Annotated in this window: 22 protein-coding genes and 3 tRNA genes; 16 read left to right on the top strand and 9 right to left on the bottom strand. The window is 51.6% G+C overall.

The features are described 5' to 3' along the window. Positions 1-2: 2 nt before the first annotated feature. Positions 3-995 (bottom strand): aldo/keto reductase, encoded by a 993-nt coding sequence (locus CKQ54_RS06395; RefSeq protein ID WP_120161981.1) that lies wholly within the window; start codon positions 993-995, stop codon positions 3-5. Between the two features lie 125 nt (positions 996-1,120). On the opposite strand from CKQ54_RS06395, the gene CKQ54_RS06390 reads away from it, so the two are divergent. The 4 genes from CKQ54_RS06390 (at position 1,121) to CKQ54_RS06375 (ending at position 2,592) form a co-directional block, all read left to right on the top strand. Further along, positions 1,121-2,059, top strand: a complete 939-nt coding sequence (locus CKQ54_RS06390; protein ID WP_120161982.1) for a LysR family transcriptional regulator — start codon at positions 1,121-1,123, stop codon at positions 2,057-2,059. A 193-nt stretch (positions 2,060-2,252) separates the two neighbouring features. Continuing rightward, a tRNA-Leu gene (locus tag CKQ54_RS06385) sits at positions 2,253-2,338 on the top strand. A gap of 36 nt (positions 2,339-2,374) precedes the next feature. After that, positions 2,375-2,460: transfer RNA gene (locus CKQ54_RS06380), tRNA-Leu, on the top strand. Positions 2,461-2,505: 45 nt separating this feature from the next. Then, a tRNA-Leu gene (locus CKQ54_RS06375) sits at positions 2,506-2,592 on the top strand. Between the two features lie 133 nt (positions 2,593-2,725). Here CKQ54_RS06375 and CKQ54_RS06370 read toward each other — a convergent pair. Then, entirely contained in the window at positions 2,726-3,007 is a 282-nt protein-coding gene (locus CKQ54_RS06370; RefSeq protein WP_112289049.1) for a DUF1435 domain-containing protein, read from the bottom strand. A 302-nt stretch (positions 3,008-3,309) separates the two neighbouring features. Between CKQ54_RS06370 and CKQ54_RS06365 the strand changes: the two genes are divergently transcribed. Both CKQ54_RS06365 and rhaT read left to right on the top strand, forming a co-directional pair. Further along, a complete protein-coding gene (locus CKQ54_RS06365; RefSeq protein WP_120161983.1) occupies positions 3,310-4,401 on the top strand; it encodes a GGDEF domain-containing protein in 1,092 nt (363 codons plus the stop codon). Between the two features lie 598 nt (positions 4,402-4,999). Then, positions 5,000-6,034, top strand: a complete 1,035-nt coding sequence (gene rhaT, locus CKQ54_RS06360; RefSeq protein WP_112289043.1) for an L-rhamnose/proton symporter RhaT — start codon at positions 5,000-5,002, stop codon at positions 6,032-6,034. 46 nt (positions 6,035-6,080) lie between these two features. Here rhaT and rhaR read toward each other — a convergent pair whose 3' ends face one another. Together rhaR and rhaS are read right to left on the bottom strand one after the other, a co-directional pair. Beyond that, positions 6,081-6,953: an HTH-type transcriptional activator RhaR gene (rhaR, locus tag CKQ54_RS06355; protein ID WP_120161984.1), complete on the bottom strand. Its 873-nt coding sequence runs from the start codon at positions 6,951-6,953 to the stop codon at positions 6,081-6,083. Between the two features lie 81 nt (positions 6,954-7,034). After that, a complete protein-coding gene (rhaS, locus tag CKQ54_RS06350) occupies positions 7,035-7,862 on the bottom strand; it encodes an HTH-type transcriptional activator RhaS (protein WP_120161985.1) in 828 nt (275 codons plus the stop codon). 340 nt (positions 7,863-8,202) lie between these two features. On the opposite strand from rhaS, the gene rhaB reads away from it, so the two are divergent. The 5 genes from rhaB to rhaM all read left to right on the top strand — a co-directional run bounded on the left by rhaB (position 8,203) and on the right by rhaM (position 13,708). After that, positions 8,203-9,687, top strand: a complete 1,485-nt coding sequence (gene rhaB, locus CKQ54_RS06345; RefSeq protein ID WP_120161986.1) for a rhamnulokinase — start codon at positions 8,203-8,205, stop codon at positions 9,685-9,687. After that, positions 9,684-10,940, top strand: a complete 1,257-nt coding sequence (locus CKQ54_RS06340; protein ID WP_112289046.1) for an L-rhamnose isomerase — start codon at positions 9,684-9,686, stop codon at positions 10,938-10,940. Before rhaB ends, CKQ54_RS06340 begins: the two co-directional genes overlap by 4 nt. 71 nt (positions 10,941-11,011) lie before the next feature. Next, positions 11,012-11,836, top strand: a complete 825-nt coding sequence (gene rhaD, locus CKQ54_RS06335; protein ID WP_120161987.1) for a rhamnulose-1-phosphate aldolase — start codon at positions 11,012-11,014, stop codon at positions 11,834-11,836. Between the two features lie 247 nt (positions 11,837-12,083). Continuing rightward, on the top strand, positions 12,084-13,232 hold the full coding sequence (gene fucO, locus CKQ54_RS06330) for a lactaldehyde reductase (protein ID WP_120161988.1): 1,149 nt from the start codon (positions 12,084-12,086) through the stop codon (positions 13,230-13,232). A 161-nt stretch (positions 13,233-13,393) separates the two neighbouring features. Next, the gene (gene rhaM / locus CKQ54_RS06325; RefSeq protein ID WP_120161989.1) at positions 13,394-13,708 is read left to right on the top strand and encodes an L-rhamnose mutarotase; all 315 of its coding nucleotides are present in this window, start codon (positions 13,394-13,396) and stop codon (positions 13,706-13,708) included. Here rhaM and CKQ54_RS06320 read toward each other — a convergent pair. Further along, positions 13,683-15,857, bottom strand: a complete 2,175-nt coding sequence (locus CKQ54_RS06320) for a YgiQ family radical SAM protein (protein ID WP_120161990.1) — start codon at positions 15,855-15,857, stop codon at positions 13,683-13,685. The genes rhaM and CKQ54_RS06320 overlap by 26 nt on opposite strands. A gap of 249 nt (positions 15,858-16,106) precedes the next feature. Between CKQ54_RS06320 and CKQ54_RS06315 the strand changes: the two genes are divergently transcribed. Beyond that, positions 16,107-16,838: a hypothetical protein gene (locus CKQ54_RS06315; RefSeq protein ID WP_120162005.1), complete on the top strand. Its 732-nt coding sequence runs from the start codon at positions 16,107-16,109 to the stop codon at positions 16,836-16,838. An 84-nt stretch (positions 16,839-16,922) separates the two neighbouring features. On the opposite strand, the gene CKQ54_RS06310 is transcribed toward CKQ54_RS06315, so the two are convergent. From CKQ54_RS06310 to CKQ54_RS06300, 3 genes are all read right to left on the bottom strand, one after another. Further along, positions 16,923-18,575, bottom strand: coding sequence for a dihydroxyacetone kinase subunit DhaK (locus CKQ54_RS06310; protein WP_120161991.1), 1,653 nt, complete (start codon positions 18,573-18,575; stop codon positions 16,923-16,925). 158 nt (positions 18,576-18,733) lie between these two features. Then, positions 18,734-20,101, bottom strand: a complete 1,368-nt coding sequence (locus tag CKQ54_RS06305) for an L-serine ammonia-lyase (RefSeq protein WP_112289478.1) — start codon at positions 20,099-20,101, stop codon at positions 18,734-18,736. Between the two features lie 105 nt (positions 20,102-20,206). After that, positions 20,207-21,490: an HAAAP family serine/threonine permease gene (locus CKQ54_RS06300; protein ID WP_120161992.1), complete on the bottom strand. Its 1,284-nt coding sequence runs from the start codon at positions 21,488-21,490 to the stop codon at positions 20,207-20,209. A 596-nt stretch (positions 21,491-22,086) separates the two neighbouring features. Here CKQ54_RS06300 and yfiR point away from each other — a divergent pair. From yfiR to yfiB, 3 genes are read left to right on the top strand one after another with little or no spacing between them, the layout of a single operon-like run. Further along, positions 22,087-22,674 (top strand): regulatory sequestration protein YfiR, encoded by a 588-nt coding sequence (gene yfiR / locus CKQ54_RS06295; protein WP_120162006.1) that lies wholly within the window; start codon positions 22,087-22,089, stop codon positions 22,672-22,674. A 2-nt stretch (positions 22,675-22,676) separates the two neighbouring features. Continuing rightward, entirely contained in the window at positions 22,677-23,957 is a 1,281-nt protein-coding gene (dgcN, locus tag CKQ54_RS06290) for a diguanylate cyclase DgcN/YfiN (RefSeq protein ID WP_120161993.1), read from the top strand. A gap of 15 nt (positions 23,958-23,972) precedes the next feature. Further along, a complete protein-coding gene (gene yfiB / locus CKQ54_RS06285; protein WP_112289475.1) occupies positions 23,973-24,470 on the top strand; it encodes an outer membrane lipoprotein YfiB in 498 nt (165 codons plus the stop codon). Here yfiB and CKQ54_RS06280 read toward each other — a convergent pair. Next, positions 24,457-25,344, bottom strand: a complete 888-nt coding sequence (locus tag CKQ54_RS06280; RefSeq protein WP_112289474.1) for a LysR family transcriptional regulator — start codon at positions 25,342-25,344, stop codon at positions 24,457-24,459. The genes yfiB and CKQ54_RS06280 overlap by 14 nt on opposite strands. A gap of 103 nt (positions 25,345-25,447) precedes the next feature. Here CKQ54_RS06280 and budA point away from each other — a divergent pair, with 103 nt between their 5' ends. Next, positions 25,448-26,230: an acetolactate decarboxylase gene (gene budA, locus CKQ54_RS06275; protein ID WP_120161994.1), complete on the top strand. Its 783-nt coding sequence runs from the start codon at positions 25,448-25,450 to the stop codon at positions 26,228-26,230. Positions 26,231-26,240 lie beyond the last annotated feature (10 nt).

Genomic DNA, 26,240 nt, shown 5'->3' with positions numbered 1-26,240 from the left:
AGTCAGACGCTGAGGATACGCATCATTTCTGCGTTGTAGCGGTCACCCGCTGCCACGCGGAAAGGAAACACTGCTTCGATCGCCGCGATTTCGGCTTCACTCAGGGAGACATCAAGCGCGGCGATGTTTTCCTCAAGATAATGACGACGCTTGGTGCCAGGGATCGGCACCATGTTGTCGCCACGTGAAAGTACCCATGCCAGCGCCAGCTGCGACGGTTTCACGCCTTTTTCCTGCGCCAGTTCCCCGATTTTTTCCGCCAGTTGCAGATTCTTCGCGAAGTTTTCGCCCTGAAAACGCGGACTTTCACGACGGTAATCATCTGCATCCAGATCATCCACTGAACGGATTTGTCCGGTCAGGAACCCACGACCCAGCGGGCTGTAAGGCACAAAACCGATCCCAAGGCGTTCACACGCCGGTAAAATATCGGCTTCCACATCCCGCGACCAGAGTGAATATTCTGTCTGCAACGCGGTGACCGGATGAACTTTATGCGCCCTTTCCAGAATACTCACCGGCACTTCGCTCAGCCCGATATAACGGATCTTCCCTTCACGCACCAGATCGGACAGCGCGCCCATGGTGTCTTCAACCGGCACGTTGTGATCCGGACGGTGTTGATAATAAAGGTCGATAACCTCGGTGCCCAGACGCTTCAGGCTACCCTCTACCGACTTGCGGACATAATCAGGGTGACCGTTGGTCCCGCGCGCCTGCGGGTTAGCCGGGTCGCGTACAATACCGAATTTGGTGGCTAAGAAGACCTGATTGCGACGCCCTTTCAGAAAGCGCCCGAGCAGTTCTTCATTGGTATACGGCCCGTAAACATCGGCGGTATCAAACATCGTGACGCCCATTTCGAGCGCACGCTCCAGCGTTGCCATCGATTCTTTATCATCCAGACCCGTGGTATAGAAATCGCTCATGCCCATGCAACCCAGTCCCAGTGCAGATACCATCGGACCGTTTTTACCCAACTGACGTTGTTTCATCGGATTTTCCTTTTTGACTCTAAGAGGGAAGTAACGAAGTGAAGTGTGGTTGTTATGTCAGGAAAGATAAATCAGCGAAAACGTGCAACACTGTTCATAAATCGCAAACAATCAGCGGGAAAGTGATGGACCAAATTCTGGCGATGAAAATTTTTATCCGTATTGCCGAACTGGAAAGTTTTAGCCGTGCAGCGGAAGACCTGAATCTGCCACGGGCGACAGTCAGCACGACCCTTAAACGGCTGGAACAGAAGCTCGGGGTTCGCCTGTTTTTACGCACCACGCGGCAGGTGAAAATCACCGACGAAGGCAAAATTTACTACCAGCGCTGTCTGCAACTGATCTCGGCGCTGGAAGAATCCGACGCCCTGTTTGCACATCACAAAAATCAGCCCGCAGGCATTGTCCGCATCGATATGCCGCATTCTCTGGCACGCGTGATGGTAATCCCCGCGTTACCGGCGTTTTACCAGCGCTATCCGCAAATTACCCTGAGCGTCAGCGCCAATGATAACGCCATCAATCTGCTCGATCAGGGTGTGGATTGTGTGGTGCGCGCCTGGCCTTCAGAAGATGACAATTTGCAGTCGCGCCATCTGGCGGATTTGAAACAAATCACCTGCGCCTCACCTGCGTATTTAGCGAAATTCGGTACACCAGAAACGCCGGAAGATCTCGCCGGACATCAGGCTGTCGGCTACTTTTTTGCCCATCAGCGGGCTGATTCGCATCTGGATTTCATGACTGACGGAAAGGTTGAAAAGCGACAATTACTCAGCAAACTGACCGTCAGTGGTGCTGACGCTTATGTCGCCGCCGCAAAAGCCGGTTTCGGACTGATACAGGCTTCAGAACTGGCGATGGCGCAGGAACTGGAAAAGGGCGAACTGGTGGAAGTATTACATCAGCATCTTCCACCGCCGATGCCGTTATACATCATGTACCCGCCCGGCCGTTTTCTTGCGCCAAGGATCCGTGTGCTGCTTGACTGGCTGATCACGCTGTTTTCCAGCCCCGTTCAACCGGACAATCAGAAAGCCATTCCGGGAAAAATCGTTGATTAAACCATCGATTAACCTGAGGACTCTCTGGCACACTGAACCATTCACGGTGAATATGCTGTTTTTTACATCAAACGTCCGAAATGGGGGAAATAACTATTGACGCCTGTGGGAAAATCTCTAGAATTCGCCCCCGTGGTTGTGTTACTTGCTGATGACATTCCGATGAATGCATCAACACAGTAATCAATTGGAAGCGATGGTGGCGGAATTGGTAGACGCGCTAGCTTCAGGTGTTAGTGTCCTTTGGATGTGAGGGTTCGAGTCCCTCCCTTCGCACCAAAACAACCACAAGATTTATATTGCACGGCACGGTACGCGATGGTGGCGGAATTGGTAGACGCGCTAGCTTCAGGTGTTAGTGTCCTTCGGATGTGAGGGTTCGAGTCCCTCCCTTCGCACCACTCCGGTGATATAAATCAAATCAGCAGTAAGCAGAAATCATCTGTGCGAAGGTGGCGGAATTGGTAGACGCGCTAGCTTCAGGTGTTAGTGTTCTTACGGACGTGAGGGTTCAAGTCCCTCTCTTCGCACCACATGATTCTGTTCTCCGGCTTTTCCTTCCTGCATCAACTCTCTCGCTTTCAGAAAATAAAAAATCCCTGCGGCTTTACTGTGCTTCCTGTTTTTCATCTCTTTTGATTCCTTTTCTGTAACAATCACTTATCACTATAGACTAAAATTCAGCGTGACCGCAGCCAGTCCACCTGCCAGCGCCATAAATGACGGCAACAGCATATAGTGACGTAACGTGCGATGAAACAACATGACCAGCGTCGCCAGCATTGCGACTACCACCAGCATCCGTAGCTGGTCGAGCGTCATATGCGTCAGCGCCAGCAAAGGCATCAGCGCACAGGGGAGCAACACCCCCCAGCCACTGGTGAGACGCTTACCCAGTATCCAGACAACCGCCCAGATCCCACATGCTATGACAATCGCCGGTATCATAACCCTGCTCCAAACGCTGATAATGAGAACCAATATCATATAGGATTTTTTCTCATTTACCACCTATTTGCAGCGGTACCCTCCGTTAGGGTGACACCTGTCGACAAAAGTGCTAATTTTGAAGCCGTAAAACAAATTAGCCATGCAGCCCTATAAAATAGTGACACTAATAACGACATTTATTGAATTCTAATAATTACCCATTTGAACTATTAGCCTGTTTACACGGAATACACCCGCGGTATAAGGCGATAAAACACTTTATCTATTCAGACCACCACACGCTAAATAGAGTAAATTTGATGATATCTCATTCCTATGATGAGCTGCTGAAAAGCAAACATCGGCTGGCGATGTTGCTATTCTTTTTTTTAAATAGTGCCACTGCGCTATTTTCTATGGTTTCTCCGCCAGAAGGCGCATCCTCAATGCCTTTTCCGCTGGTACTGATTTTTGTTCTCTGCGGAGCAGGATTAATATTTTCATTTTTCAGTAAGAAAAATTATTCTGCGCATCTGAATATGTGTTCTGTCATCGTCGGGCTGTTATGGGGATGGCAAATTGCATTTCGTTTTGCTGAAATTAGTCAGACAGATAAAAATTATCTGCTGGTCAGTTTGCTCAGTATATTCTTTATCAGTGCTATCGCTTTATCAGATAATTTTCTGGCTTTTTGCCTCCACGCAGTACCTTCGACTATTTGCGTCATCTTTCTCGACGATTTTCAACATATCGGGCGTATCTTATTTACCGTTTCCCTGCCGCTGATAGGCCTGTGGTTGCATCATCTGATGTTAAAACGCAGCGATGAATTTACACGCAGAATGCTATCCAATCTTTACAGCGAGCGGGAGAAATTCAGCGACCTGAGTATGCTGGATCCGCTCACTGGCCTGTACAACCGGCGCGGACTGCAAAACAAACTGGAAACCCTGTTTAATCAGGCCTCCGGCCACTACGTCATGCTGCTGGATATCGATCACTTCAAAGCCTACAACGACAACTATGGCCATACGATGGGCGACCAGGCGCTGGTGCGCGTGTCTGCTGCCATCCGTGATGCCGTGCGCTCGCGCGACGTAGTAGTGCGCTACGGTGGAGAAGAATTTCTGGTGCTGATGTCCAATGTAAAACAGGAACATGCAGTTCGCATGGCCGAACGTATCCAGAATAAAGTCCTCGGGTTGAATATCCCGCATTTGTTTAATGCGCAGGTATCGACCCACGTCACAGTAAGTGCCGGGCTGGCTGCGCTGGAGGAAGGCGACTTTATTCAGGCTTTAGGTAAAGCAGATACCTCTCTCTATAACGCAAAAAATAGCGGCCGCAATAAAATATTTTATGCGTGGGAAGAGGAAACCGTTGAGGCATCCATTGAAGAAAGAATGGCCTGATGGTGTTTGAAAGTAACAATGATAACAGCGTGTTTATTGTTTTTATTTTCCTGTGACATATTTTAAGTGGACAGATAGTCTTTATTAAAGGCCGGACATTCATTTCTTTTGCATAATCATTCAGCTTTTAGCCAGATTAACGATTCTGGCTAAAAGCTAAACAGCTTATTTATCATGTCGAATGTTACTGAACAATGTTACTTTTCGATTTCATCAATCTGCTTAAATAATCCATTTTCATCGTTCCCCCCTGCTTTAATAACCCCGATAAAGATAATCCTAAAGACCATCTTTCCAATGTACTGAACGACCTGCCGGTTGCGCTCATTCTTCTCATTCCCTGCGTCAAAAAAACACGCTACTCTGTTGTTTTAACACCATTATTTTCTCCATTTCTTAATCTGTGAACTGACTCACCCTGACCTTCCGGCGAGTGCCAGCACTCATTTTCCTGTGGCACTGACCGGAAGGTCGCTCTGCCGGACACTTCTTACACTACCGTCCAGCCGCAGCCCTGACTTCTGACGGAACAGTAAGGCGCGGCAATTATTACTTATCTCTTCACCAGTACGTTTCTCTACATAAAAAGGTCCGGTGTATGAACAGTTCGATAGCTTTAGGGATTATCTGGCATCTGATAGGAGCGGCCAGCGCAGCTTGCTTCTATGCGCCATTCAAACAAGTAAAACATTGGTCATGGGAAACCATGTGGTCGCTGGGCGGCTTCTTTTCCTGGATCATCCTGCCGTGGGCAGTCAGCTACGTCCTGCTGCCTGATTTTTGGGCCTATTACGGATCATTCACCTTCGCAACCCTGCTGCCCATTTTCCTTTTTGGCGCGATGTGGGGCATCGGCAATATCAACTACGGCCTGACCATGCGCTATCTTGGCATGTCTATGGGGATCGGCATCGCCATCGGCATCACCTTGATTATCGGTACGCTGATGACCCCCATTCTTCAGGGTAAAATCGGCATGCTGTTCGGCACAACCGGCGGCCAGCTTACGCTGCTCGGTGTATTTGTTGCGGTCATCGGCGTAGCTATTGTCAGCTATGCAGGCTTCCTGAAAGAAAAAGCACTGGGCATTAAAGCCGAAGAGTTCAATCTGCGAAAAGGGCTGATTCTGGCGGTGATGTGCGGGATTTTCTCCGCCGGTATGTCTTTCGCCATGAGTGCCGCAGTTCCGATGCATGAGGCCGCACGCGCATTGGGCATTGACCCGCTGTATGTCGCGCTGCCAAGTTACGTCGTGATCATGGGAGGCGGCGCCATCGTGAACCTGGGCTTCTGCTTCGTCCGCCTGGCAACCCGCAAAACCATTTCGTTCCGGGCCGATATGTCTGTGGCGAAATCCCTGCTGCTCACCAATGCCATTTTTTCCATTATCGGCGGCGTGATGTGGTATCTGCAATTCTTCTTCTACGCCTGGGGTCATGCCAGCATTCCGGCAGAATATGATTATATGAGCTGGATGTTGCACATGAGCTTCTACGTACTGTGCGGCGGCATCGTGGGTCTGGTGCTGAAAGAATGGCTTGGTGTCGGGAAAAAACCGGTGCGCGTTTTGTGTATCGGCGCGCTGGTGATTATTCTGGCTGCGAATATCGTCGGTCTGGGAATGGCATTGTAAATCCACTACACACTTCAAAAGACCACTCATTAAAAGACGGCAGAAATTATTCTGCCGTCATCAGTGACAAAGATATCTTCCCACCCTGCCCGATAAAACGCTGCCGGTAATCACGGGGTGATACTCCACAGGCGCGACTGAAGACCACCGAGAAATAATTACTGTCATCGAAACCGCATTCTGCCGCCACATCACTGATCGTCATGCTGCCATAGCGCAACAGACTCATTGCCCGGCAAAGCCTCAGCTGACGCAAATAATGACTCACATTCATACCGGTATGCTGCTTGAACAACGAGCGTAAAGCACGAGGATTCAGCGCATGCTGCTGGCAGAACGTCTCCAGATGGAATGATTCAGCGATGTTTGCTCGCAGCGCCATCAGCAATAAATCCAGCTGATGTGCATCGGGTAATGCCCCGCTGTCTGGACGCTGGCGAAAACGCAGTAATAACAGCGCCAGTTGCATCAGTAACGCTTCACTCAGTTGCACGGAAAGCGGCTCCGACTTCATACATTCTTTTGCCAATTCTTCCACTTTATCGCGTAAAACTGACATTCCAAGCGTACTCAGCCGCCAGTAGCGTTGCTCCTGACTGACATTCTCATCGGGCAATAATTGCGACCAGTCTGCCGCCAGGCCGAAGCGCTCACGGCAAAAGAGCACGTTATCCAGCGCCAGCTCGTTGACCGATTCGTAACTGTGGCGATCCCGCGAACTAATATAAAACAGGTCACCGCAAGTGATGGGATAAGGGATATCGTTCCAGATATGCAGGCCGTTGCCACGCCAGACAATCACCAGCTCGTCAAAATCATGATCGTGACTGGGGAAATCCGCCTGCGGATGACGTTCCGCCACCACAACCGAATTTATTCCCGTCAGAAAGAAGTCATTTTTAAAAAGTCTTAGCGACATAGCGACAATCTCAAACCCGTTTGACGACAATATAAACGAGGCAGTTCAGATAAACATTCCCGAAACTGCGAGAGGTGCCGTTTAACGCATCTGATCACGCATGAGTTTTGGCGACACCGAAAACTCCCGACGGAATTGTGTCGAGAAGTGGTTACTGTCACTGAACCCGCAGGCATAAGCGATATCGGTAATACTTTGATCGCTATGATGTAAACGACGGCGCGCTTCGAGTAAACGCAGCCGGTTGAGATAACGCTGCGGTGTCATGCCCGTGTAATGCTTCATCTGCCGGTGCAGGGTTCGCAGTGCCAGCGAAAAACGTTCCGCGGCTTCAGTCCAGTTAACATCCTCACTGTAATGTGACTGGAGCCATTGCAAAAGCTGATTGACCCGGTTTTCCGAGGTATCTCGCAATTGTGGCTGGAAACAATCCTGATAAAGCAAAATCAGCAGTTGTAAAAACAGACTTTCGCGCGTGGCGATGTGTTCCATTTCAACGCTGTCGGGTAATGCTTCAAGCTGAGTAATGCAGTTCAGTACCTGTTGCAGCACGCACGGGCTGAGCTGCCAGTGGATCTGCGACTGATAATGATGTTCCTGCGGCAAAAAATGACCGACGTCCTGAATAAAACGGAACGCTTTCGGTGAACGGAACAACACATTGGTCAGACGAAGATTATCAACATTTTCAAAAAGATGGTGATCGCTGGCACGGACAAAACAGACCGTACCGGCGGTCAGAGTGTAGGGATTGTCATTAAAAATGTGCACACCCGATCCGCTTTCCACCAGCATAATCTCGTGGAAATCATGGTAGTGCTCCGGGAATACGTCTTGCGGAAGCCGCCGCTCAACCGTCACGGTCAATTCAGGTGCCGCAAAATAATCATCACCTCTCAGTAACGTCATTTATCGCCTCCGGTTCAAAATCATTGTGTTTCGGGAAACAACCCTACCTTGTGCCCCGCTTTCTTACCTTCAAACCGCAGCGTTAAAAACGTCATAAATGGTCATATTTTAAAGATTCCCCCTGCCGTGATGCAGATCTGCGGCAACGATCACAATCGTCTGCCCCGCATGACGCAGACGCGGTAAATCACAGTTTCAGTCAGCTTTGAACCGTTATGTGATCTGCCTCCCATCTACCTTTTTAATGCTGCCATCCCGCCAAAACCCGTGGCAATCACCGGAAGGTGCCCCCACAACGCCTCCCCTACACTGGCCATATATTCAATAAGGAATGGCCGCTATGAGAACTCACCATCTTGCCGCTATTGACCTCGGCGCTTCCAGCGGCCGGGTGATGCTGGCGACGTTTACCCGTCAGGATCCGCAGCCGGCAGCGACGCTGACACTGAAAGAGATCCACCGTTTTCCTAATAACCTGATCCGCGTTGATGGCCACGATACCTGGGATCTGGATGCGCTGGAAAAACACATTCTTGAGGGGCTGAATCGCCTCGACGCATCCGGCGTTCAGCTTGACGGTATCGGCATTGATACCTGGGGTGTGGATTACGTGCTGCTTGATGAACAGGGCCAGCGGGTCGGTTTGCCAGTGGCTTATCGTGACAACCGTACCGAAGGCGTGATGGCGCGAATGGAGCAGCAGTTTGGCCGCGAGAATTTGTACCAAAAAACTGGTATTCAGTTCATGCCATTTAACACGCTTTACCAGTTGCGTGCGCTGAGCGAACAACAGCCTGAAATCGTCAGTAAAACTGCACACATGCTGATGATCCCGGATTATTTTCTTTACCGCCTCACCGGCAAAATGAACTGGGAATACACCAACGCCAGCACCACACAGATGCTCAATCTCGCCACCGGCGACTGGGATGAAGATTTGCTGAAACTGGCGGGTGTGCCACGCCACTGGTTGCAAAAACCGACACAGCCGGGCAACTCTCCTGGGCTGTGGAAAAGCCCTCGCGGGCGCAGTGTGCCGGTGTTCAGCGTGGCAACACACGACACCGCCAGTGCGGTGGTTGCCGCCCCGCTGACCAGTTCACGCAGCGCCTATCTCAGCTCCGGTACCTGGTCGCTGATGGGCATCGAAAGCCCGAAAGCGTTCAACCATGCGCAGGCACTCCACGACAACATCACCAACGAAGGCGGCATCAACGGCAGCTATCGGGTGTTGAAAAATATCATGGGCTTATGGTTGTTCCAGCGTGTTTGCCGCGAACTGAACATTCAGGATTTGCCGTCCTTAATCACACTGGCTAAACACGTCACACCGTTCACTTATCTGATTAACCCGAACGAAGATTGTTTTATAAATCCGCCCTCTATGGTGGATGCCATTCGCGATGCCTGCCGTCAGGCCGGTGATCCGGTGCCGGAGTCACCTGCAGAGCTGGCGCGCTGTATTTTCGACAGCCTTGCTATGTTGTACCGCAAAATCGCATTGCAACTTGCTGATTTGCAAGGCTCGCCGCTGGAAGATATTCACATCGTCGGCGGTGGCAGCCAGAACCAGTTTCTGAACCAGCTTTGTGCTGATATCTGCCAGGTCAGCGTCAGCGCAGGTCCGGTTGAAGCTTCAACCCTGGGCAATATCGGTTGCCAGCTTATGGCGCTGAACGCCGTCAAAGATAACGCTGAATTTCGTCGCATCGTCGCCACGAATTTTGAGCAACACCATTACATTCCACGTATACACGCGGATTTCGCTATTCACTGGCGCCGTTTCCAGGCGCTCTGTCACGTCAATGAGGAACTCGCAGTATGACTTCATCTATCGATCAAGCATGGACACTTGCCAAAGAACGCTTTGCACAGCTGGGTATTGATGCCGAAGCTGCAATCAAACAACTCGATACCCTGCCCGTTTCTATCCATTGCTGGCAGGGAGATGATGTCGCTGGCTTCGAAAACCCGGAAGGCAATCTGACCGGTGGTATCCAGGCGACCGGTAATTATCCCGGTAAAGCGCGTAATGCTCAGCAGCTTCGGGCTGATTTAGAGCTGGCTATTTCGATGATTCCTGGCCCTAACCGGCTTAACCTGCATGCGATTTACCTGGAATCCGATCAGCCCGTTGCGCGTAATGAAATCGAGCCAAAGCATTTTGCTAACTGGGTGGACTGGGCGAAGAAAAACAAACTTGGGCTGGATTTCAATCCTTCCTGCTTCTCACACCCGATGAGCGCCGACGGCTTTACGCTCTCCAGCGCGAACCCGGAAGTCCGTCAGTTCTGGATTGAACACTGCCAGGCCAGCCGCCGCGTCTCGGCCTCATTTGGTCGCGCACTGGGCACGCCTTCCGTGATGAATATCTGGGTACCGGACGGTATGAAAGACCTCACGGTGGATCGTCTGGCACCACGTGAGCGTCTGATGACTGCACTGGATGAAGTGATTTCTGAGAAGTTTGCTCTGAGCGAACACATTGACGCCGTCGAAAGCAAACTGTTCGGTATCGGCTCAGAAAGCTACACCGTGGGCTCAAACGAATTCTATCTCGGTTACGCCGCAAGCCGTGGTACCGCGCTGTGCCTTGATGCCGGTCACTTCCATCCGACTGAAGTGATCTCCGACAAAATTTCCGCCGCCATGCTGTATGTGCCACGCCTGCTGCTGCACGTCAGCCGTCCGGTTCGCTGGGACAGCGACCATGTGGTGTTGCTTGACGACGAAACGCAGGCCATCGCCAGCGAAATTGTCCGCCACAACCTGTTTAACCGCGTTCATATCGGGCTGGATTTCTTTGATGCCTCTATCAACCGCATCGCTGCCTGGGTTATCGGCACCCGTAACATGAAAAAAGCCCTGCTTAAAGCGCTGCTGGAACCGACAGATTTACTGAAAAAACTGGAAGTTGAAGGCGATTACACCGCGCGTCTGGCACTGCTGGAAGAACAGAAATCCCTGCCATGGCAGGCCGTGTGGGATATGTATTGCCAGCGCCACGACGTACCGGTCGGCGGCCAGTGGCTTGATACCGTTCGCCATTACGAAACCAGCGTGCTGGCTAAACGCTAAGGTTTGATAAACCCAAAGTATTGCTGACAGCACCGAAGAAAAGCATTCACCTTATTTGCAGGAAAGAACTGATGAAAACATTATTTACCTCGTGGTTTGTGCAGGGCATGGTTAAAGCGACCACCGATATGTGGTTGAAAGGCTGGGATGAGCGCAACGGCGGCAACGTCAGTATGCGACTGCTGCCAGAAGATGTTGCACCTTATAAGAACGATTTTTACGCCCAGCCACGCACGGTTGAACTGACACAGCACGCGCCGGATTTGGCCAACGAATACTTCATCGTGACCGGTTCCGGTAAATTCTTCCGTAACGTGCAACTCGCACCTTCAGAAGCGCTGACCGTTATTCAGCTCGATGATAAAGGCGCCAGCTATAAAATCCTCTGGGGCCTGACCGCAGGTGGTCTGCCGACGTCAGAACTGGCATCGCATCTGCAATCTCACGCCGTGCGTAAACGTGTCACTAACGGTCAGGATCGTGTGATCATGCACTGCCATGCCACTAACCTGATTGCATTGACCTACGTACTGGAACTCGACAGCGCCAAAATCACCCGCAAATTGTGGGAATGCAGCACTGAATGTCTGGTGGTCTTCCCCGACGGCGTGGGTATCGTGCCGTGGATGGTACCGGGTACCGACGGCATCGGCGCAGCCACGTCCGACCGGATGCAACATCACAGCCTGGTGCTGTGGGCATTCCACGGCATCTTCGGCTGCGGCCCGACGCTGGATGACGCATTCGGCCTGATCGACACAGCTGAAAAATCGGCGGAAATCCTGGTGAAAGTGATTTCTATGGGTGGCATGAAACAAACCATCCAGACTGAAGAACTGATTGCCCTCGGCAAACGTTTTGACGTCACGCCTTTCGAGGCCGCTCTGAAAGCCTGATGGAAAAATCTGTTTAATAATTCTTCAACGGGGAGCAACGGATGCTCCTCGCTTAAGATCGGCAAAGACCAAAAACAGAGCATCGCAAGGTATGGATCATTTAACCTTTCCCTAAGTAATCCTGATTGCAGAAAGGCGGCAAGTGCAAGAATCCCGATGAGCTGACATGAGTCAGTGATTCGGGTTCTTAAACGCAGCCAACGCATCTGCAGCCTGGAGTACGACGGGAAAAATAGAGGGAATTTTTATGAGTTTCATGTTGGCACTTCCTAAAATCAGCCTTCACGGTCAGGGCGCAATCGAAGATATGGTTGCGATGCTGGCGACCAAACAACACGGCAAAGCGCTTATCGTCACCGACAGCCAGTTAATCGAACTGGGTCTGCTCGACAGTTTATTCTCCGCACTTAAACAGGCAGGAATGCCTTACGCCATTTACGGCGGCGTGGTGCCCAATCCAACCTCGGCTCATGTTGACGAAGGTTTCCGTCTGTATCAGGAAAACCAGTGCGATTATCTGATCGCTTTCGGCGGCGGCAGCCCGATTGATACCGCTAAAGGCATCAAGATTCTGACTGCTAATCCGGGACCAGCCACGATGTATTCCGGCGTCGGCAAAGTCACTAAACCGGGTGTATTCCTGGTCGCGATCAACACTACCGCGGGTACTGCCGCTGAACTCACCAGTAATGCGGTGATCATCGACAGTCAGCGTCAGGTGAAAGAAGTGATCATTGATGCAAATCTGATCCCCGATATCGCCGTTGACGATCCGTCGATTATGCTCAAGATCCCGGCCGGCATTACCGCGGCAACCGGTATGGACGCGCTGACGCACGCGATTGAAGCCTATGTATCTGTTGGCGCGCATCCGCTGACTGATCCGACGGCGCTCGCCGCTATTTCTACCATCACGCAATGGCTGCCGAAAGCCGTCGATCACGGCGACGATATTGAAGCTCGCGAGAAAATGGCGCAGGGACAATATCTGGCTGGCATGGCATTTAACAGCGCCGGGCTTGGACTGGTCCATGCGATGGCGCATCAGCCAGGGGCGACGCATAATCTGCCGCACGGCGTGTGTAATGCGATTTTACTGCCAGTCATTGAAGAGTTTAACCGTTCCTCTGCCCCGCACCGTTTTGCCGATATCGCCCGCGCAATGGGTGTGCACACGCAAGGGATCAGCGAAACGCAAGCCAGCATGGCGGCTATTGACGCGATCCGTAAATTATCCGCCCGCGTGGGGATCCCGTCCGGTTTCAAAGAACTGGGGATTAAAGAATCCGATATTGAAGGCTGGCTGGATAAAGCACTGGCTGACCCCTGTGCGCCATGTAATCCGCGTACGCCAACACGTGAAGAAGTTCGCGAGCTTTATCTGAAAGCGATGTAATTTTTAGCTTCTGCCTCTGTGAAGGGGAAGAAAAAGGTGTAATTTCCTTACTCCTCCCCCTGCGAAGGGGGAGGTTGGGAGGGGGTTTAGCAGGCGCCATTAATACCCCACCCCAGCCCTCCCCTTCGCAGGGGAGGGAGTAAATCCAACCTGGAGCAAACATGATCCGTAAATCCTTCGTTATGCAGGTTAATCCAGATGCACACGATGAATATCAGCGTCGTCATTCGCCTATCTGGCCGGAACTGGCGGAAACCCTGAAAGCCCACGGCGCACATCACTACAGCATTTTTCTTGATGAAAAACGTAATCTGCTGTTTGGCTATGTGGAAATTGAATCTGAAGAAAGATGGAATGCCGTGGCAAAAACGGATATTTGCCAGAAATGGTGGAAGCATATGGCAGACGTAATGCCTGCCAATGCCGATAACAGCCCGATCAGTAGCGATCTTAAACCGGTCTTTTACCTCGATTAACCCGCTGACCGGCGGGTTTTCCTTTTACGGCACCCGGATTTTGCGCTTTTGAGGCAGTAAATCGCGTAGCCGCCGGTTTCGCTTTCCCCGAACGTGACGGTGCAAACTTCGGATCAAATCCATCCGGGGGTACCAGACAATCAGGCCGGATCCCAATCAGGCGGCGCATCCCCATTGCGGTCAGTGCCTCGCGGATCACTGGCCAGTTCACAGGATCATGATAGCGCAGCAACGCTTTATGCAACCGCCGCTGACGATCCCCTTTCGGCACCACCACATCTTCACTTTTATAATCCACTTTGCTGAGCGGATTCTTGCCGCTGTAATACATGGTGGTCGCACTGGCGAGCGGTGACGGATAGAAGTTCTGCACCTGATCCAGACGGAAGCGGTTTTTCTTCAGCCACAGCGCCAGATTGATCATATCTTCAGTGCGCGTGCCCGGATGCGCGGAGATAAAATACGGGATCAGATACTGCTCTTTCCCGGCCTGTTTCGAGTAGCTGTCGAACAGTTCTTTGAACCGGTAATAGCTGCCCATGCCCGGTTTCATCATTTTTGACAGTGGCCCGGTTTCGGTATGCTCCGGCGCGATCTTCAGATAACCGCCCACGTGATGTTCTGCCAGCTCTTTGATATAACGCGGATCCTCTACCGCCAGATCATAACGTACGCCCGAAGCGATCAGGATTTTCTTGATACCTTTCAGGCTGCGCGTACGGCGATAAAGGTTGATCGTCGGCTCATGGTTGGTGTCCATGTGTGTGCAGATTTCAGGGTAAACGCAGGAAGCACGGCGGCAGCTTTGCTCCGCTTTTGGCGACTGACAGCGCAGCATATACATGTTGGCCGTCGGACCACCAAGATCGGAAATTACACCGGTGAATCCCGGTACGCTGTCGCGGATCTCTTCGATTTCACGCACGATCGACTCTTCCGAGCGGCTCTGAATGATCCGCCCTTCATGCTCGGTGATCGAACAAAATGCGCAACCGCCGTAACAGCCACGCATGATATTGATCGAGAAACGGATCATGTCATACGCCGGAATAGTCGCTTTACCGTAAGAGGGATGTGGCACGCGCTGGAAAGGCAATCCAAAGACTTCATCCATCTCCTCAGTAGAAAGGGGAATTGCCGGTGGATTGATCCACACATAGCGGTCACCGTGTTTTTGCATTAGCGCACGGGCACAACCCGGGTTGGTTTCATGATGCAAAATGCGCGAGGTATGGGCATACAGCACCTTGTCGCCCTTCACTTTTTCAAATGACGGCAGCAGAACGTAGGTTTTCTCCCACGGTTTCGGCTTAGGCGCACGCACCGTCACCGGCTGCGGGGCATCTGGCGCAGGCAGTTCATCTTCTGAACAGGGTAAGTCTTCGCCGTACGGATTCATGATCGGCTCAATGCGCCCCGGCTTATCGAGCCGCGTGGAGTCCACGCCGCTCCAGCCGATCAGCGCCGTTTTACGCATCACCGCCGTATTGCGTACGTCATGAATATCCGTAATGGATTCGCCCGCCGCCAGACGGTGCGCCACTTCCACCAGTGGCCTTTCGCCGTTGCCATAAATCAGCATGTCAGCTTTGGAATCCACCAGCACAGAGCGCCGCACGGTATCGGACCAGTAATCGTAATGCGCGATACGCCGCAAACTGGCTTCAATGCCGCCGAGCAACACCGGCACATCGCTGAAAGCTTCTTTGCAGCGCTGGGTGTAAACCAGCGTCGCGCGATCCGGACGTTTACCGCCCACGTTGCCCGGCGTATAGGCATCGTCATGGCGCAGCTTCCGGTCGGCGGTATAACGGTTGATCATCGAATCCATATTGCCGGCAGTCACGCCATAAAACAGATTCGGTTTGCCAAGCCGCATGAAATCTTCTTTGTTGGTCCAGTCCGGCTGAGCGATGATCCCGACGCGAAACCCCTGCGCTTCCAGCATCCTGCCAATGATCGCCATGCCAAAACTCGGATGATCGACGTACGCATCTCCGGTCACCACGATCACATCGCAACTGTCCCAGCCCAGTTCATCCATTTCCGCCCGGCTCATTGGGAAAAACGGCGCGGTGCCATAGCATTCCGCCCAGTAACGTGGGTAAGAAAATAAGGTGCGATCGGGTTGGATCAGGCTGACTGGCATAATGTAGTTTCTTCGTTCGGCGGCAAATAATTGGCCGCAAATTATACGGGGACAGAAACCACTGCGGGTGAGCAAATCGCCTAAATTTGTTTTAGATCAACTTCTTCTTTTTAGCTATCGGGATCCCAACCGGGCTATTTAATTTCCTCCGTAATTGAGATTTCTGAATATGTCATTTCCTGTATCTGCGGATTAAAGAGTGCTCAAATGATCCGTTAATTACTTTCACATTGAAGGATCATCATGGCCATGGACAGTAAACAATTTCAAAAATTATTGTTGCCAAAACTCAGGGAAGCGATGCTTTATACACGCTCAAGAATCCCCATGAAATCAGCCAATAAATTCTATCCTGATAAAAGAATGATCGATGGGTTGATGATGACCAATCCCGACAAGTACCGGATGCATTCTCTGGGCGGAGACAGGGATCGTTCTCTGAATCTGGCCGCTAACAGAAAGCTCAAACTGGCACCACAACAGGTCTACAGGAAGTACGAACAGGATCACCGCAACGGGATACGCAATGCCGGTAACTGTGGTGAAAATGCCATGATCGCGTTCTGGTATCTCACTGAACATATTCGTGAACTTGAAAAACTCGTCAAAACGCCAATAAAAATACTCACTATTTTTCTCAAGCACCCTGTCGATCACAGCCTGGTATTAGTAGGAACTGAACCCCCGCGCGGCAGCGGAAAAATTATGGAAAATACGTTAATTTGCGACCCGTGGGGAAAAATTGTCTGTCCTCTGGCGCATTATTCTCTCGAATGGAAAATGAAAATGAATAAATGGTCGAACCGTGGCCTGAAGGGGAAATGTGGCCGTGGAACTTACGATCCTTTTTACGACCAATGTTCCAGAGAAAGTGTGCGCGTTGGACGACTGCTTATTTCAGAGCAAACGTATTCCGGTAAAACCCAGAGAATAAAGGATACAAAGACCTACTCGCTGATAAACAAAAACGAATTTTCATAACGTAACGTAGTTAAAGGACGGGTAATGACATTCTCTTAAAGGCCTGCCAATTTGCCGCAGGCCTTTCTTTTAAAAGAAAAACTCTTATTTCTTCGCCAGTGCTTCAAACACTTTTTCGACTGCGACTGCACCCGGATCTTTGACGCCTTTCAGGCTGTCGCTGCTCAGATAGGATGAGCGCCCGGCGTTAGCTTTCTTCATGCTGGCCGTGTCTTTGGCACCTTTGGCGGCGGCTTTCGCTGCACCTTTCAGCGCATCTTTTTTGCCAAGGGCTTCCAGCGCGGGCTGAAGTGCGTCGATCATCGTGCGATCGCCGAGGTCAGCACCGCCATAATGCTTCATGCGCTCCAGACCGAACAGCAGCGCTTTTGGTAATTTCTCGCCCTCAGCGACTTTCTTACCCGCGGCCGTGAAGAAGATCGACATCAGCACGCCGCTCGATCCGCCCATCACTGTTGCCAGACGATCGCCGACTACGCCAAGAAGATCGGCAACATTATTCAGCGGCAATTTTTTGCCTTTGTTCTGCTTCTGGATATCGCGCGCGCCGGTGGCAAATGTCGAACCGGTATCGCCGTCACCCACTTTGGCATCGAGCTTATTCAGTTCATCTTCCAGACCGGAAAGTGTCTGTGTGATGGTTTCGACGATCTTGCCGACTTCAGCATTCGATGACGCCTTAACGGATTTTTTATCGCTGATGGCTTTACCTTTCTTGGTCGCCAGTTTTTCCAGCTTAACCAGCGGATGCCAGCCCGCGGCCTCCACCTCTGCCAGCAACGCCTCTTCAATTCCGCCTTTCAACGCGATCACGGAAAGAGAAAAACCTTTCATATCCAGCGCACTGACGAGTGAGGCGGGTCCGATGAGATAACGCACCGAACTGCCCAGCGCTGAATGCACCACTTCTTTAGTGATCTGACTCATTTCAAGCGGAGAAACGCCGCCGAGGTTATTGATCAATACCGCCAGCTTGTCGCTTTTTTTCACATGCTGCTGGAGCTTTTCAACCAGCGTATCCACCACTTTTTTACTGTTCTGAGTTTTCATCGTCGAGACGCCCGGCTCGCCGTGAATACCCAATCCCAGCTCAACGTGGCCCGATTCGATACGCTGTTCTTCTTCATCTTCGCCGCCGCCCGGCAGATTGCAACCTGCGGCCGCCACTCCAATACTCGCCGTGGCATCAATGGCCTGCTGCGCAATTTTGGTGACGTCTTTGAGAGATTTCCCCTGCTCTGCGGCATAACCGGCAATTTTATGCACCAGCGCCGTCCCCGCGATGCCGCGAGGCTGCTTGTTGTCCGGCAGAGAAATGTCGTCGGATACCATCACCAGCTCGACGTCGTAGCCCATGCCTTTAGCTTTCTCGGCCGCCAGACCAAAGTTCAGACGGTCGCCGGTGTAGTTTTTCACAATCAGCAGGCAGCCCGCTTTACCGGTGACCGCCACAATCGCATTCAGCACGGCGTCCACGCTCGGTGACGCAAACACTTCGCCGCATACCGCCGCGGTGAGCATACCCTTACCGACAAAACCGACGTGGGCCGGTTCGTGACCGGAGCCACCGCCGGAAATCAGAGCGACTTTTTTCTTATCCCAGTCGCGGCGAACGACCACGCGGATAGCCGGATCGACGTCCAGTTTTGCCAGATTTTTGTAGGGAGAGGTCAGGATCACCCCTTCAATAACATCGTTAATCAGAGACTTACGGTCATTCATAAAGAATTTAGACATGCCGGATCTTTCCTTTTAACTGTTTTCCAGGTGTTGTGAGGCAGAAAAAACTTACCTCTGCGTAATGCAGGTATCTGAAAACATAGCACAGGACAAAAATCAGGAAGGAGACGAGAAAGGCGGTTTCCCGCCTTTTTAGGAAATGATGTAGAAAGAAATCAATTGCAAGCTAACACTTTAATCGCTAAGCCCCCGGTCGAGGTTTCACGGTATTTTGAGTTCATGTCTTTGCCGGTTTCGTACATGGTTTCGATGACTTTATCGAGACACACGCGCGGCTCGCTGGTACGGCGCAGTGCCATACGTGAAGCATTGACCGCTTTAACCGCCGAAATGGCATTTCGTTCGATGCACGGTACCTGAACCTGTCCGGCGAGCGGGTCACACGTCAGCCCGAGGTGATGTTCCATGGCAATTTCTGCCGCCATAAACACCTGCGCCGTGCTGCCGCCCAGCAGCTCAGTCAGACCGGCTGCCGCCATGGAACAGGCCACGCCGACTTCGCCCTGACAGCCCACTTCTGCACCGGAAATCGAGGCGTTCATTTTGAACAAAATGCCGACCGCGCCGGATGCGAGGAAGAAACGGCTGTAAGAATCCGGGCTGATCGGACGGATGAACTGATCGTAATACGTCAGCACCGCCGGAATGATGCCACACGCGCCGTTGGTCGGTGCCGTAACAACCCGTCCGCCTGCCGCGTTTTCTTCGTTAACAGCCATCGCGTACATATTGATCCAGTCCACCACGCCCATCGGATCAACGTTGTTTTTATCCTGCGTCACCAGAATACGACGCAGCGCCGCGGCGCGACGGTTGATTTTCATCGGGCCTGGCAATAGCCCTTCGGTATGAATACCGCGCGTAATGCCTTCGCTCATCACATTCCAGATAGCCGCAAAGTGTTCGCTGATTTCTGCACGTGTATGGCTGGCCAGCTCGTTTTGCAGCATCAGCGCCGACAGGGACAGGCCGGTGTCGGTGCAATGCTTTTGCAAATCACTGGCCGAACGGAACGGGTACGGTCGCACCACAGGGTTTTCATCCTGCAGGCCAAATTTGCTGGCTTCGACAATAAAGCCGCCGCCAATAGAATAATAGGTTTGCGTATACAGCAGCTCGTCGCCGTTGAACGCACTGATTGTCATGCCATTTTCGTGTAACGGCAGATTATTAAAATGGAAATTCATACCGGAACCGGCCGGGAAATCCACTTCCTTTGCGCCCTTGCCGAGCATCAGTCGCCCGGAAGTTTCCACCTGGCGTATAAACGCCGGGATCGCATCAATATCCACATCGTCCGGCATATTGCCGGCCAGCCCCATGATGATCGCCAGATCGGTGTGGTGGCCTTTACCGGTTAACGATAAAGAACCATAGACATCGACGACCACGCGGGTGGTATGAGTAATATGGCCAGAAGAGATAAGTTCATCAGTGAATATTTTCCCGGCTTTCATCGGGCCAACAGTATGCGAACTGGAAGGACCAATACCAATTTTGAAAATATCGAAGACGCTGATCACGGTGGGCACTCCATGTGAATAAGATGACGGGCAAAAATACGGGAGGAAAGTGAGCAGGAATATTCCCGCCCACTTTATTTCAATTAGCTTTAAATATTTTATTCATTAACCAATCAGGCTGAATACGATGGCTGACATGGCAATCAGACCCATAATCACCACGAACACGTTGCTGATATGACCGCTGTATTTTCTCATCGCAGGAACTTTACGAATCGCATACATCGGCATCAGGAATAACAGCATCGCAATAATCGGACCACCCAGCGTTTCGATCATACCCAGAATACTTGGATTCAGGGTTGCCACTAACCAGGTAGTTAATAACATGAAGATGCCGGTATAACGGTTCAGCGTTGGCAGGGCAATAGTTTTTCCTTTACCACGCAATGACTTAATTACCATGCCGTTGAAACCTTCACGCGCACCCAGATAATGGCCGAGGAAAGATTTAGTAATCGCAATAAAGGCAATAAATGGCGCGATATATTCAATGACCGGGTTAGAGAAGTGGTTGGCTAAATAAGACAGAATAGACACGTTCTGCGATTTAGCTTCCATCAGGTCTGCCGGAGACAGGCTCAGTACGCAGCTGAAGACGAAGAACATCACGGTGATAACCATCATGATGTGGCTAAATGCCAGAATACGTGAACATTTTTTCTCAGCGTCTTCGCCATACTCTTTGCGTTTTGCGACCGCGAAAGAGGAGATAATCGGCGAGTGGTTGAAGGAGAACACCATCACCGGAATGACCAGCCACAATGTCATCAGCATACCGTGACCCACGCCATTGCCGGACATGGAGACGTTTTCAAACACTGACGTATTCCAGCTAGGAATAAGGTACAGCGCCAGCGCCATCAGCACCGCAACAAACGGGAAGACCAGAATACTCATCGCTTTCACGATCATATCCTGACCGAAATGCACCAGCGTCATTAAGCCCAAAATGAGGATCAGAGACAGCAACGCACGCGGTGGCGCATTCATATGCATCTGGTGAGTAATAAAACTCTCAACCGTATTGGTGATCGCCACGCTGTAAACCAGCAGAATAGGATAAATAGCGAAGAAATAAAGCAGGGTAATTAATTTACCGGCTGAAATACCGAAATGCTCTTCCACGACTTCCGTAATATCTTCACCGGCATTCTTTCCTGATAATACAAACCGGGTTAATCCGCGGTGAGCGAAGAATGTCATTGGGAAGGCGAGGATCGCCATAATGATTAAAGGAATGAGACCGCCGATACCGGCATTAATAGGAAGAAAGAGAACACCTGCACCAATTGCTGTTCCATATAAACCTAACATCCACATAGTGTCAGTTTTACGCCAGGAACTTACCGATTTTTTAGACAGCGTCCCGATTGTTGTATTATCCATGATTCCTCAGCACCTAATTATAAAAATAATTCCGTTTCCCCAGGAATGGTTGATGTTTTTTTACTGCACCCGTCATCAAAAAAACCACCCTGACGGATAAAACATACCATTAATGCGGGCATGATACCTATCAGCAGCATAAAAATCTGGATAACCGCGTAGCTTTGAGATCATGGTCACGAATATCTTTAAAACGCGGACTGATATTCCTTTAAATTCCAAACCATTAACATTTTCTCTAATTTAAATTCATCAAATAGTGATTACGGTAACATCTATTTTTTGTGATATTTTGTTATGCCCGTGACTATTATTTAAATAACGATTGAAATACAAGCAACATGTATTATTTATAGTCTGACTCCCTGAACTAAATCGTTCATAAATTGACCACTAAAATTTCCCTCGATAAAACGGAATACGTTAATATTCCTTCTGAATTTCCTCTGTTTTCTGACTTGTGTAAAAAATACGCCACAACGCGACCGCAGTTACAGAAGGAAAATTTTTCCACTTACGCTTTCGGAACTATTGCCGATAAAGTTATTCTTACGCTGCGGAAATCATTTCAACCGGAAGAAACACAGAGCGACTCAATGGGAAAAGCCCGATCACCTTTTTGCCCGCCAGCAGGGATATCACTACGCCGTTTTATTAAGGCTGCGTATGGCATTGTCCTGCTGCTGATGCTGATGGTCGCTCCGCTGACATCGGGTGTTGCACAAGACAGCGATCCGCAGGCGGATGCGGCTGTCGCGCAGACCGTCAATGGCATCCTGAGCTATTCGCGCTGGCCAGGCGCAACGCCCACTTCCGTCTTAACGCTTTGCATCATCCCTCCCGTGAAATACGCCGCGCAACTCACCCCTGATGGCAGCGCATTCACCGGCCGGCCACTCAAAGTCATGACGCTTCCGTTCGACAGCCCGCTGCTCACATCTGAGTGCGACGCTATTTATTCCGGCAACATGACAACGGAACAGCAGGCAGATTTACATCAGCGCCTGGAAGGCCATGCAATTCTCACTATCGGTGAACAGGATGATGCCTGTGCATTACTGAATGCATTTTGTCTGGTGATGACGCCACTTCATACCGGATTCAAATTGAATCTGGACACGCTGTCCCGCAGCGGCGTGCGGGTAAATCCCGCCGTATTACAACTTGCCAGGGAAAAGGAGTGACCATGAAAAACAAAATTCCTGTTCCTGAGGTTGAACAGTCAGGCCAGCGTCCGACGCTGAGCGCTGCACTGAACCGAATTCATGTGATTGTGATTTTAACGGCGATCGGTCTCGCCGGTTTCCTGCTGACGTTGCTGGCGTTAATCGCCCTGCGCTCTCACGCGGAAAGCAATCTGCAACTGACTGCGCGCGCCATCGGTTACACCACGGAAGCGGCACTGGTCTTTAATGACCCTTCGGCGGCGCATGACTCGCTGGAATTTATCGCCAGACGTGGCGATTTCACGCAGGCTAAAATTCTGACGCCGGCGGGCGCGACATTCACCGAGTGGCAACGCCCGATCAACAGCAACTGGGACAAACTGGGTCAGTTCGTCGGCCATGTGGCGTTTCCGGACCCTGTGACCGTACCGGTGGTGCATTCCGGCTCGGTCATCGGCACCATCTGGCTTGAGGGTAACGGCAGCAGTCTGATTGGCTTCCTGGCGGAAACTATCCTGAGCCTGCTCGGTTGTCTGGTGCTGACCGCGCTGGTCGCGCTGTATTTTTCCCGCCGGATGCAAAAAGGCATTGTCGATGCCCTCGGCCACATTACGCATGTCACCCATGAAGTCAGTGCTAACCGGTCGTTTAGTCTGCGCGTTCCTTCCGCGCCAATAGTCGAGCTGCATACACTGAGCCAGGACTTCAACAGCCTGCTGACCGAGCTGGAAGCCTGGGAAAATCATATGAGGAACGAGAACGTTTCGCTGACAAAAAAAGCGTTGCACGACGGCCTGACCGGTCTGCATAATCGCGCGTTTTTCATTGATACCCTTAATCAGTGTTTCAATCCGGTGCGCGCACCGCTATCGCTGGCGTTGCTGTTCATCGATGTTGATAATTTTAAGGAAATCAATGACTCACTCGGGCACGCCGCCGGCGACCGGGTGCTGATGGTGATTGGCGAAAGACTGGCAAAAACTCTGCGTAAGGGGGATGTGCTGGCCCGTCTGGGCGGCGATGAATTTGCCATTCTGCTTGAACCGATGATCTCTACCGCGGAAGCGGTGGCGTTCGCCGAGCGGATTGTCGAGATCATGAAAACGCCGGTCATTTTGCTCAACAACAAAACGCTGGATGTGTCACTCAGCATCGGCATTGCGCTTTCGCCTTCACAGGCAAACAGTGCGAAAGAAATTCTCGAAAAGGCCGATGAGGCCATGTATCGCTCTAAAAGAATATCCGGCAGCTGCTGGCATGTGTCTTCAGGCATGCCGCTTCCTGTCGCGATGAAACACTAAAAGGAATTAATGACTATGAAGACCTGCAATACGTTCAAATCCTGGTATCAGTTCGCCGCAATGGGGCTGTGCATTGTGCTGCTGGCCGCCTGTCAGAGTAAACCTGCGGGATTAACACCGGAACAAATCGCCGTGCTGCAAAAGAACGGTTTCTCGCAAACCGATGCGGGCTGGGAACTGGGACTGGATGCCAAAGTTCTGTTTGGCAATAATCAGGATAAGCTTTCCGCCGAAAGTAAGCAGTCAGTAGAAAAACTGGCGGGCGAACTTCTGCACGTCGGCCTGAACAAGGTCAATCTCGACGGCCATACCGATAACTACGGTGATCCGGCGTACAACAACGATCTGTCGCTGCGCCGCGCTGACACCGTCGCCGCCGCCTTTGCCGATGCCGGAATGCCGCGCGCCAATATCCATACCCGTGGACTGGGCCAGAGCAAACCTGTCGCCAGCAATAAAACCCAGGCCGGACGCGCTCAGAACCGCCGCGTGTCTGTGATTATTGTGGTTTAACCGACAACAATCCCACCAGATGCAGCGCCGCCTTGCAGTTATCCGTTCTGCGCCAGGCGAGCGCGATCTGCGTTGTTAATGTCTGCCCTGCCAGGGGCAGACACCTCACATTGGCTTCATCAATCTTACTCAGCGACGCCGGTATCAGCGCGTAACCAAATCCTGTCGCCACCATACTCAGCGCCGAGGTAATCTGCGGACACTGCTGCCCGTAGCGCGGCGAAAATCCAGCCTCTTCACACGCATGCGTGACGGCATCATAAAGCCCCGGCGATAAATCTCGCGGGAAGGTGATCAGCGTATCGTGGCGCAGCGCCGACAGCCGGACTTCCTTTCCCTGACTGAGCGGATGGGTTTTGGGCAGCGCCACCATCATTTCCTCGATATCCAGCACCTTAAAACTGAACTCTTTGCTGCGCTCGCATGGCAGACGGATAAACGCCGCATCCAGCGCGCCCTCGCTCATAGCCGTCATCAGCCCCGCCATATCCTTTTCCAGCGGTTCGAGAACCATGCCCGGATATTTATCCCGAAAGCGATGCAGCAACGCAAAAACCTGCGGGTTAAACGCTGTCGACGTGGCAAAGCCGAGTCGCAGCGTACCGTTCATACCACGCGCAACGGCGCGGGTGCGCTCAAGGGCGGCATCGGTCAGTTTGATGATGGTTTGTGCGTCGTCGTACAGCACTTTTCCGGCTTCGGTCAGCTCGACGCCACGGGTCAGGCGTTTGAGTAAAGGGGTACCGATTTCATGTTCGAGCCGCTGGATTTGCTGGCTCAGCGGAGGCTGGGAGATCCCAAGCTGTTCGGCAGCACGGGTGAAGTGTCCCGTCTCTGCTACCGCGACAAAATAGCGCAGGTGACGAAGTTCCATATCAAAAACGTCTCAAAGTGAACACCTCCTCATATTGGAACTCAGGGCGGAATGGGGTCAACCTTTTAGTTAGCAAAGTTAATTATTCGATGGAGACCCCTGCATGAAAAACCATTCCGAATCCTGCTCCTGCGTGGCGGACATTGCCCGCACCGCAACAGCGTTTAAACATCAGCATCCTGACCGCGTTTTGTATCAGTCGTCGCTGATGAGCGCCCTGCTGAGCGGTGTGTATGAAGGCGACACCACCATGGCAGACCTGCTGGAACACGGCGATTTTGGTCTCGGTACCTTCAACCATCTCGACGGCGAACTGATCGCGTTCAACAGCAACATCTTCCAGTTACGCGGCGACGGCAGCGCCCGGCGCGCCCTTCCTGAACAAAAAACACCGTTCGCCGTCATGACATTCTTTAACCCGACTGATGAATACGTGATTGACCACCCGCATACCCGCGAGCAAATCCATAAGGTGATCGACGACGTCGTCGCCAGCCAGAACACCTTCTGCGCCCTGCGCATTGATGGCGAGTTCAGCCGCGTCGAGACCCGTACCGTGCCGGAACAGCACCGCCCGTATAAACCGATGCTGGAAGCCATCGAAGCCCAGCCGACGTTTCATATCGAACACAGCCAGGGCGTGCTGATTGGATTTCTGACACCGGCCTATATGCAGGGCATTAACGTGGCGGGCTATCACGAGCATTTTATCAATCAGGAACGCAGCAGCGGTGGCCATGTGCTGGATTATCAGGTTGAGCGCGGCGTGCTGACCTTCGGCACGGTCGAAAAGCTATTGATCGACTTTCCGCAGGACAGCGATTTCCTGCACGCCAACTTATGCCCTGATGATTTAAATGATGCGATTCAGTCGGTTGAAAGTTAACAGACCGCAG

The sequence above is a fragment of the Rahnella variigena genome, assembly GCF_003610915.1.
Lineage (GTDB): Bacteria > Pseudomonadota > Gammaproteobacteria > Enterobacterales > Enterobacteriaceae > Rahnella > Rahnella variigena.
This window is presented reverse-complemented; position numbering and strand designations above follow the sequence as displayed.

Bases quoted from the DNA above. Each gene is read 5' to 3' on its own strand.
- CKQ54_RS06395 (WP_120161981.1), bottom strand. From the start codon at position 995: ATGAAACAACGTCAGTTGGGTAAAAACGGTCCGATGGTATCTGCACTG.
- CKQ54_RS06390 (WP_120161982.1), top strand. From the start codon at position 1,121: ATGGACCAAATTCTGGCGATGAAAATTTTTATCCGTATTGCCGAACTG.
- CKQ54_RS06370 (WP_112289049.1), bottom strand. From the start codon at position 3,007: ATGATACCGGCGATTGTCATAGCATGTGGGATCTGGGCGGTTGTCTGG.
- CKQ54_RS06365 (WP_120161983.1), top strand. From the start codon at position 3,310: ATGATATCTCATTCCTATGATGAGCTGCTGAAAAGCAAACATCGGCTG.
- rhaT (WP_112289043.1), top strand. From the start codon at position 5,000: ATGAACAGTTCGATAGCTTTAGGGATTATCTGGCATCTGATAGGAGCG.
- rhaR (WP_120161984.1), bottom strand. From the start codon at position 6,953: ATGTCGCTAAGACTTTTTAAAAATGACTTCTTTCTGACGGGAATAAAT.
- rhaS (WP_120161985.1), bottom strand. From the start codon at position 7,862: ATGACGTTACTGAGAGGTGATGATTATTTTGCGGCACCTGAATTGACC.
- rhaB (WP_120161986.1), top strand. From the start codon at position 8,203: ATGAGAACTCACCATCTTGCCGCTATTGACCTCGGCGCTTCCAGCGGC.
- CKQ54_RS06340 (WP_112289046.1), top strand. From the start codon at position 9,684: ATGACTTCATCTATCGATCAAGCATGGACACTTGCCAAAGAACGCTTT.
- rhaD (WP_120161987.1), top strand. From the start codon at position 11,012: ATGAAAACATTATTTACCTCGTGGTTTGTGCAGGGCATGGTTAAAGCG.
- fucO (WP_120161988.1), top strand. From the start codon at position 12,084: ATGAGTTTCATGTTGGCACTTCCTAAAATCAGCCTTCACGGTCAGGGC.
- rhaM (WP_120161989.1), top strand. From the start codon at position 13,394: ATGATCCGTAAATCCTTCGTTATGCAGGTTAATCCAGATGCACACGAT.
- CKQ54_RS06320 (WP_120161990.1), bottom strand. From the start codon at position 15,857: ATGCCAGTCAGCCTGATCCAACCCGATCGCACCTTATTTTCTTACCCA.
- CKQ54_RS06315 (WP_120162005.1), top strand. From the start codon at position 16,107: ATGGACAGTAAACAATTTCAAAAATTATTGTTGCCAAAACTCAGGGAA.
- CKQ54_RS06310 (WP_120161991.1), bottom strand. From the start codon at position 18,575: ATGTCTAAATTCTTTATGAATGACCGTAAGTCTCTGATTAACGATGTT.
- CKQ54_RS06300 (WP_120161992.1), bottom strand. From the start codon at position 21,490: ATGGATAATACAACAATCGGGACGCTGTCTAAAAAATCGGTAAGTTCC.
- yfiR (WP_120162006.1), top strand. From the start codon at position 22,087: ATGGGAAAAGCCCGATCACCTTTTTGCCCGCCAGCAGGGATATCACTA.
- dgcN (WP_120161993.1), top strand. From the start codon at position 22,677: ATGAAAAACAAAATTCCTGTTCCTGAGGTTGAACAGTCAGGCCAGCGT.
- yfiB (WP_112289475.1), top strand. From the start codon at position 23,973: ATGAAGACCTGCAATACGTTCAAATCCTGGTATCAGTTCGCCGCAATG.
- CKQ54_RS06280 (WP_112289474.1), bottom strand. From the start codon at position 25,344: ATGGAACTTCGTCACCTGCGCTATTTTGTCGCGGTAGCAGAGACGGGA.
- budA (WP_120161994.1), top strand. From the start codon at position 25,448: ATGAAAAACCATTCCGAATCCTGCTCCTGCGTGGCGGACATTGCCCGC.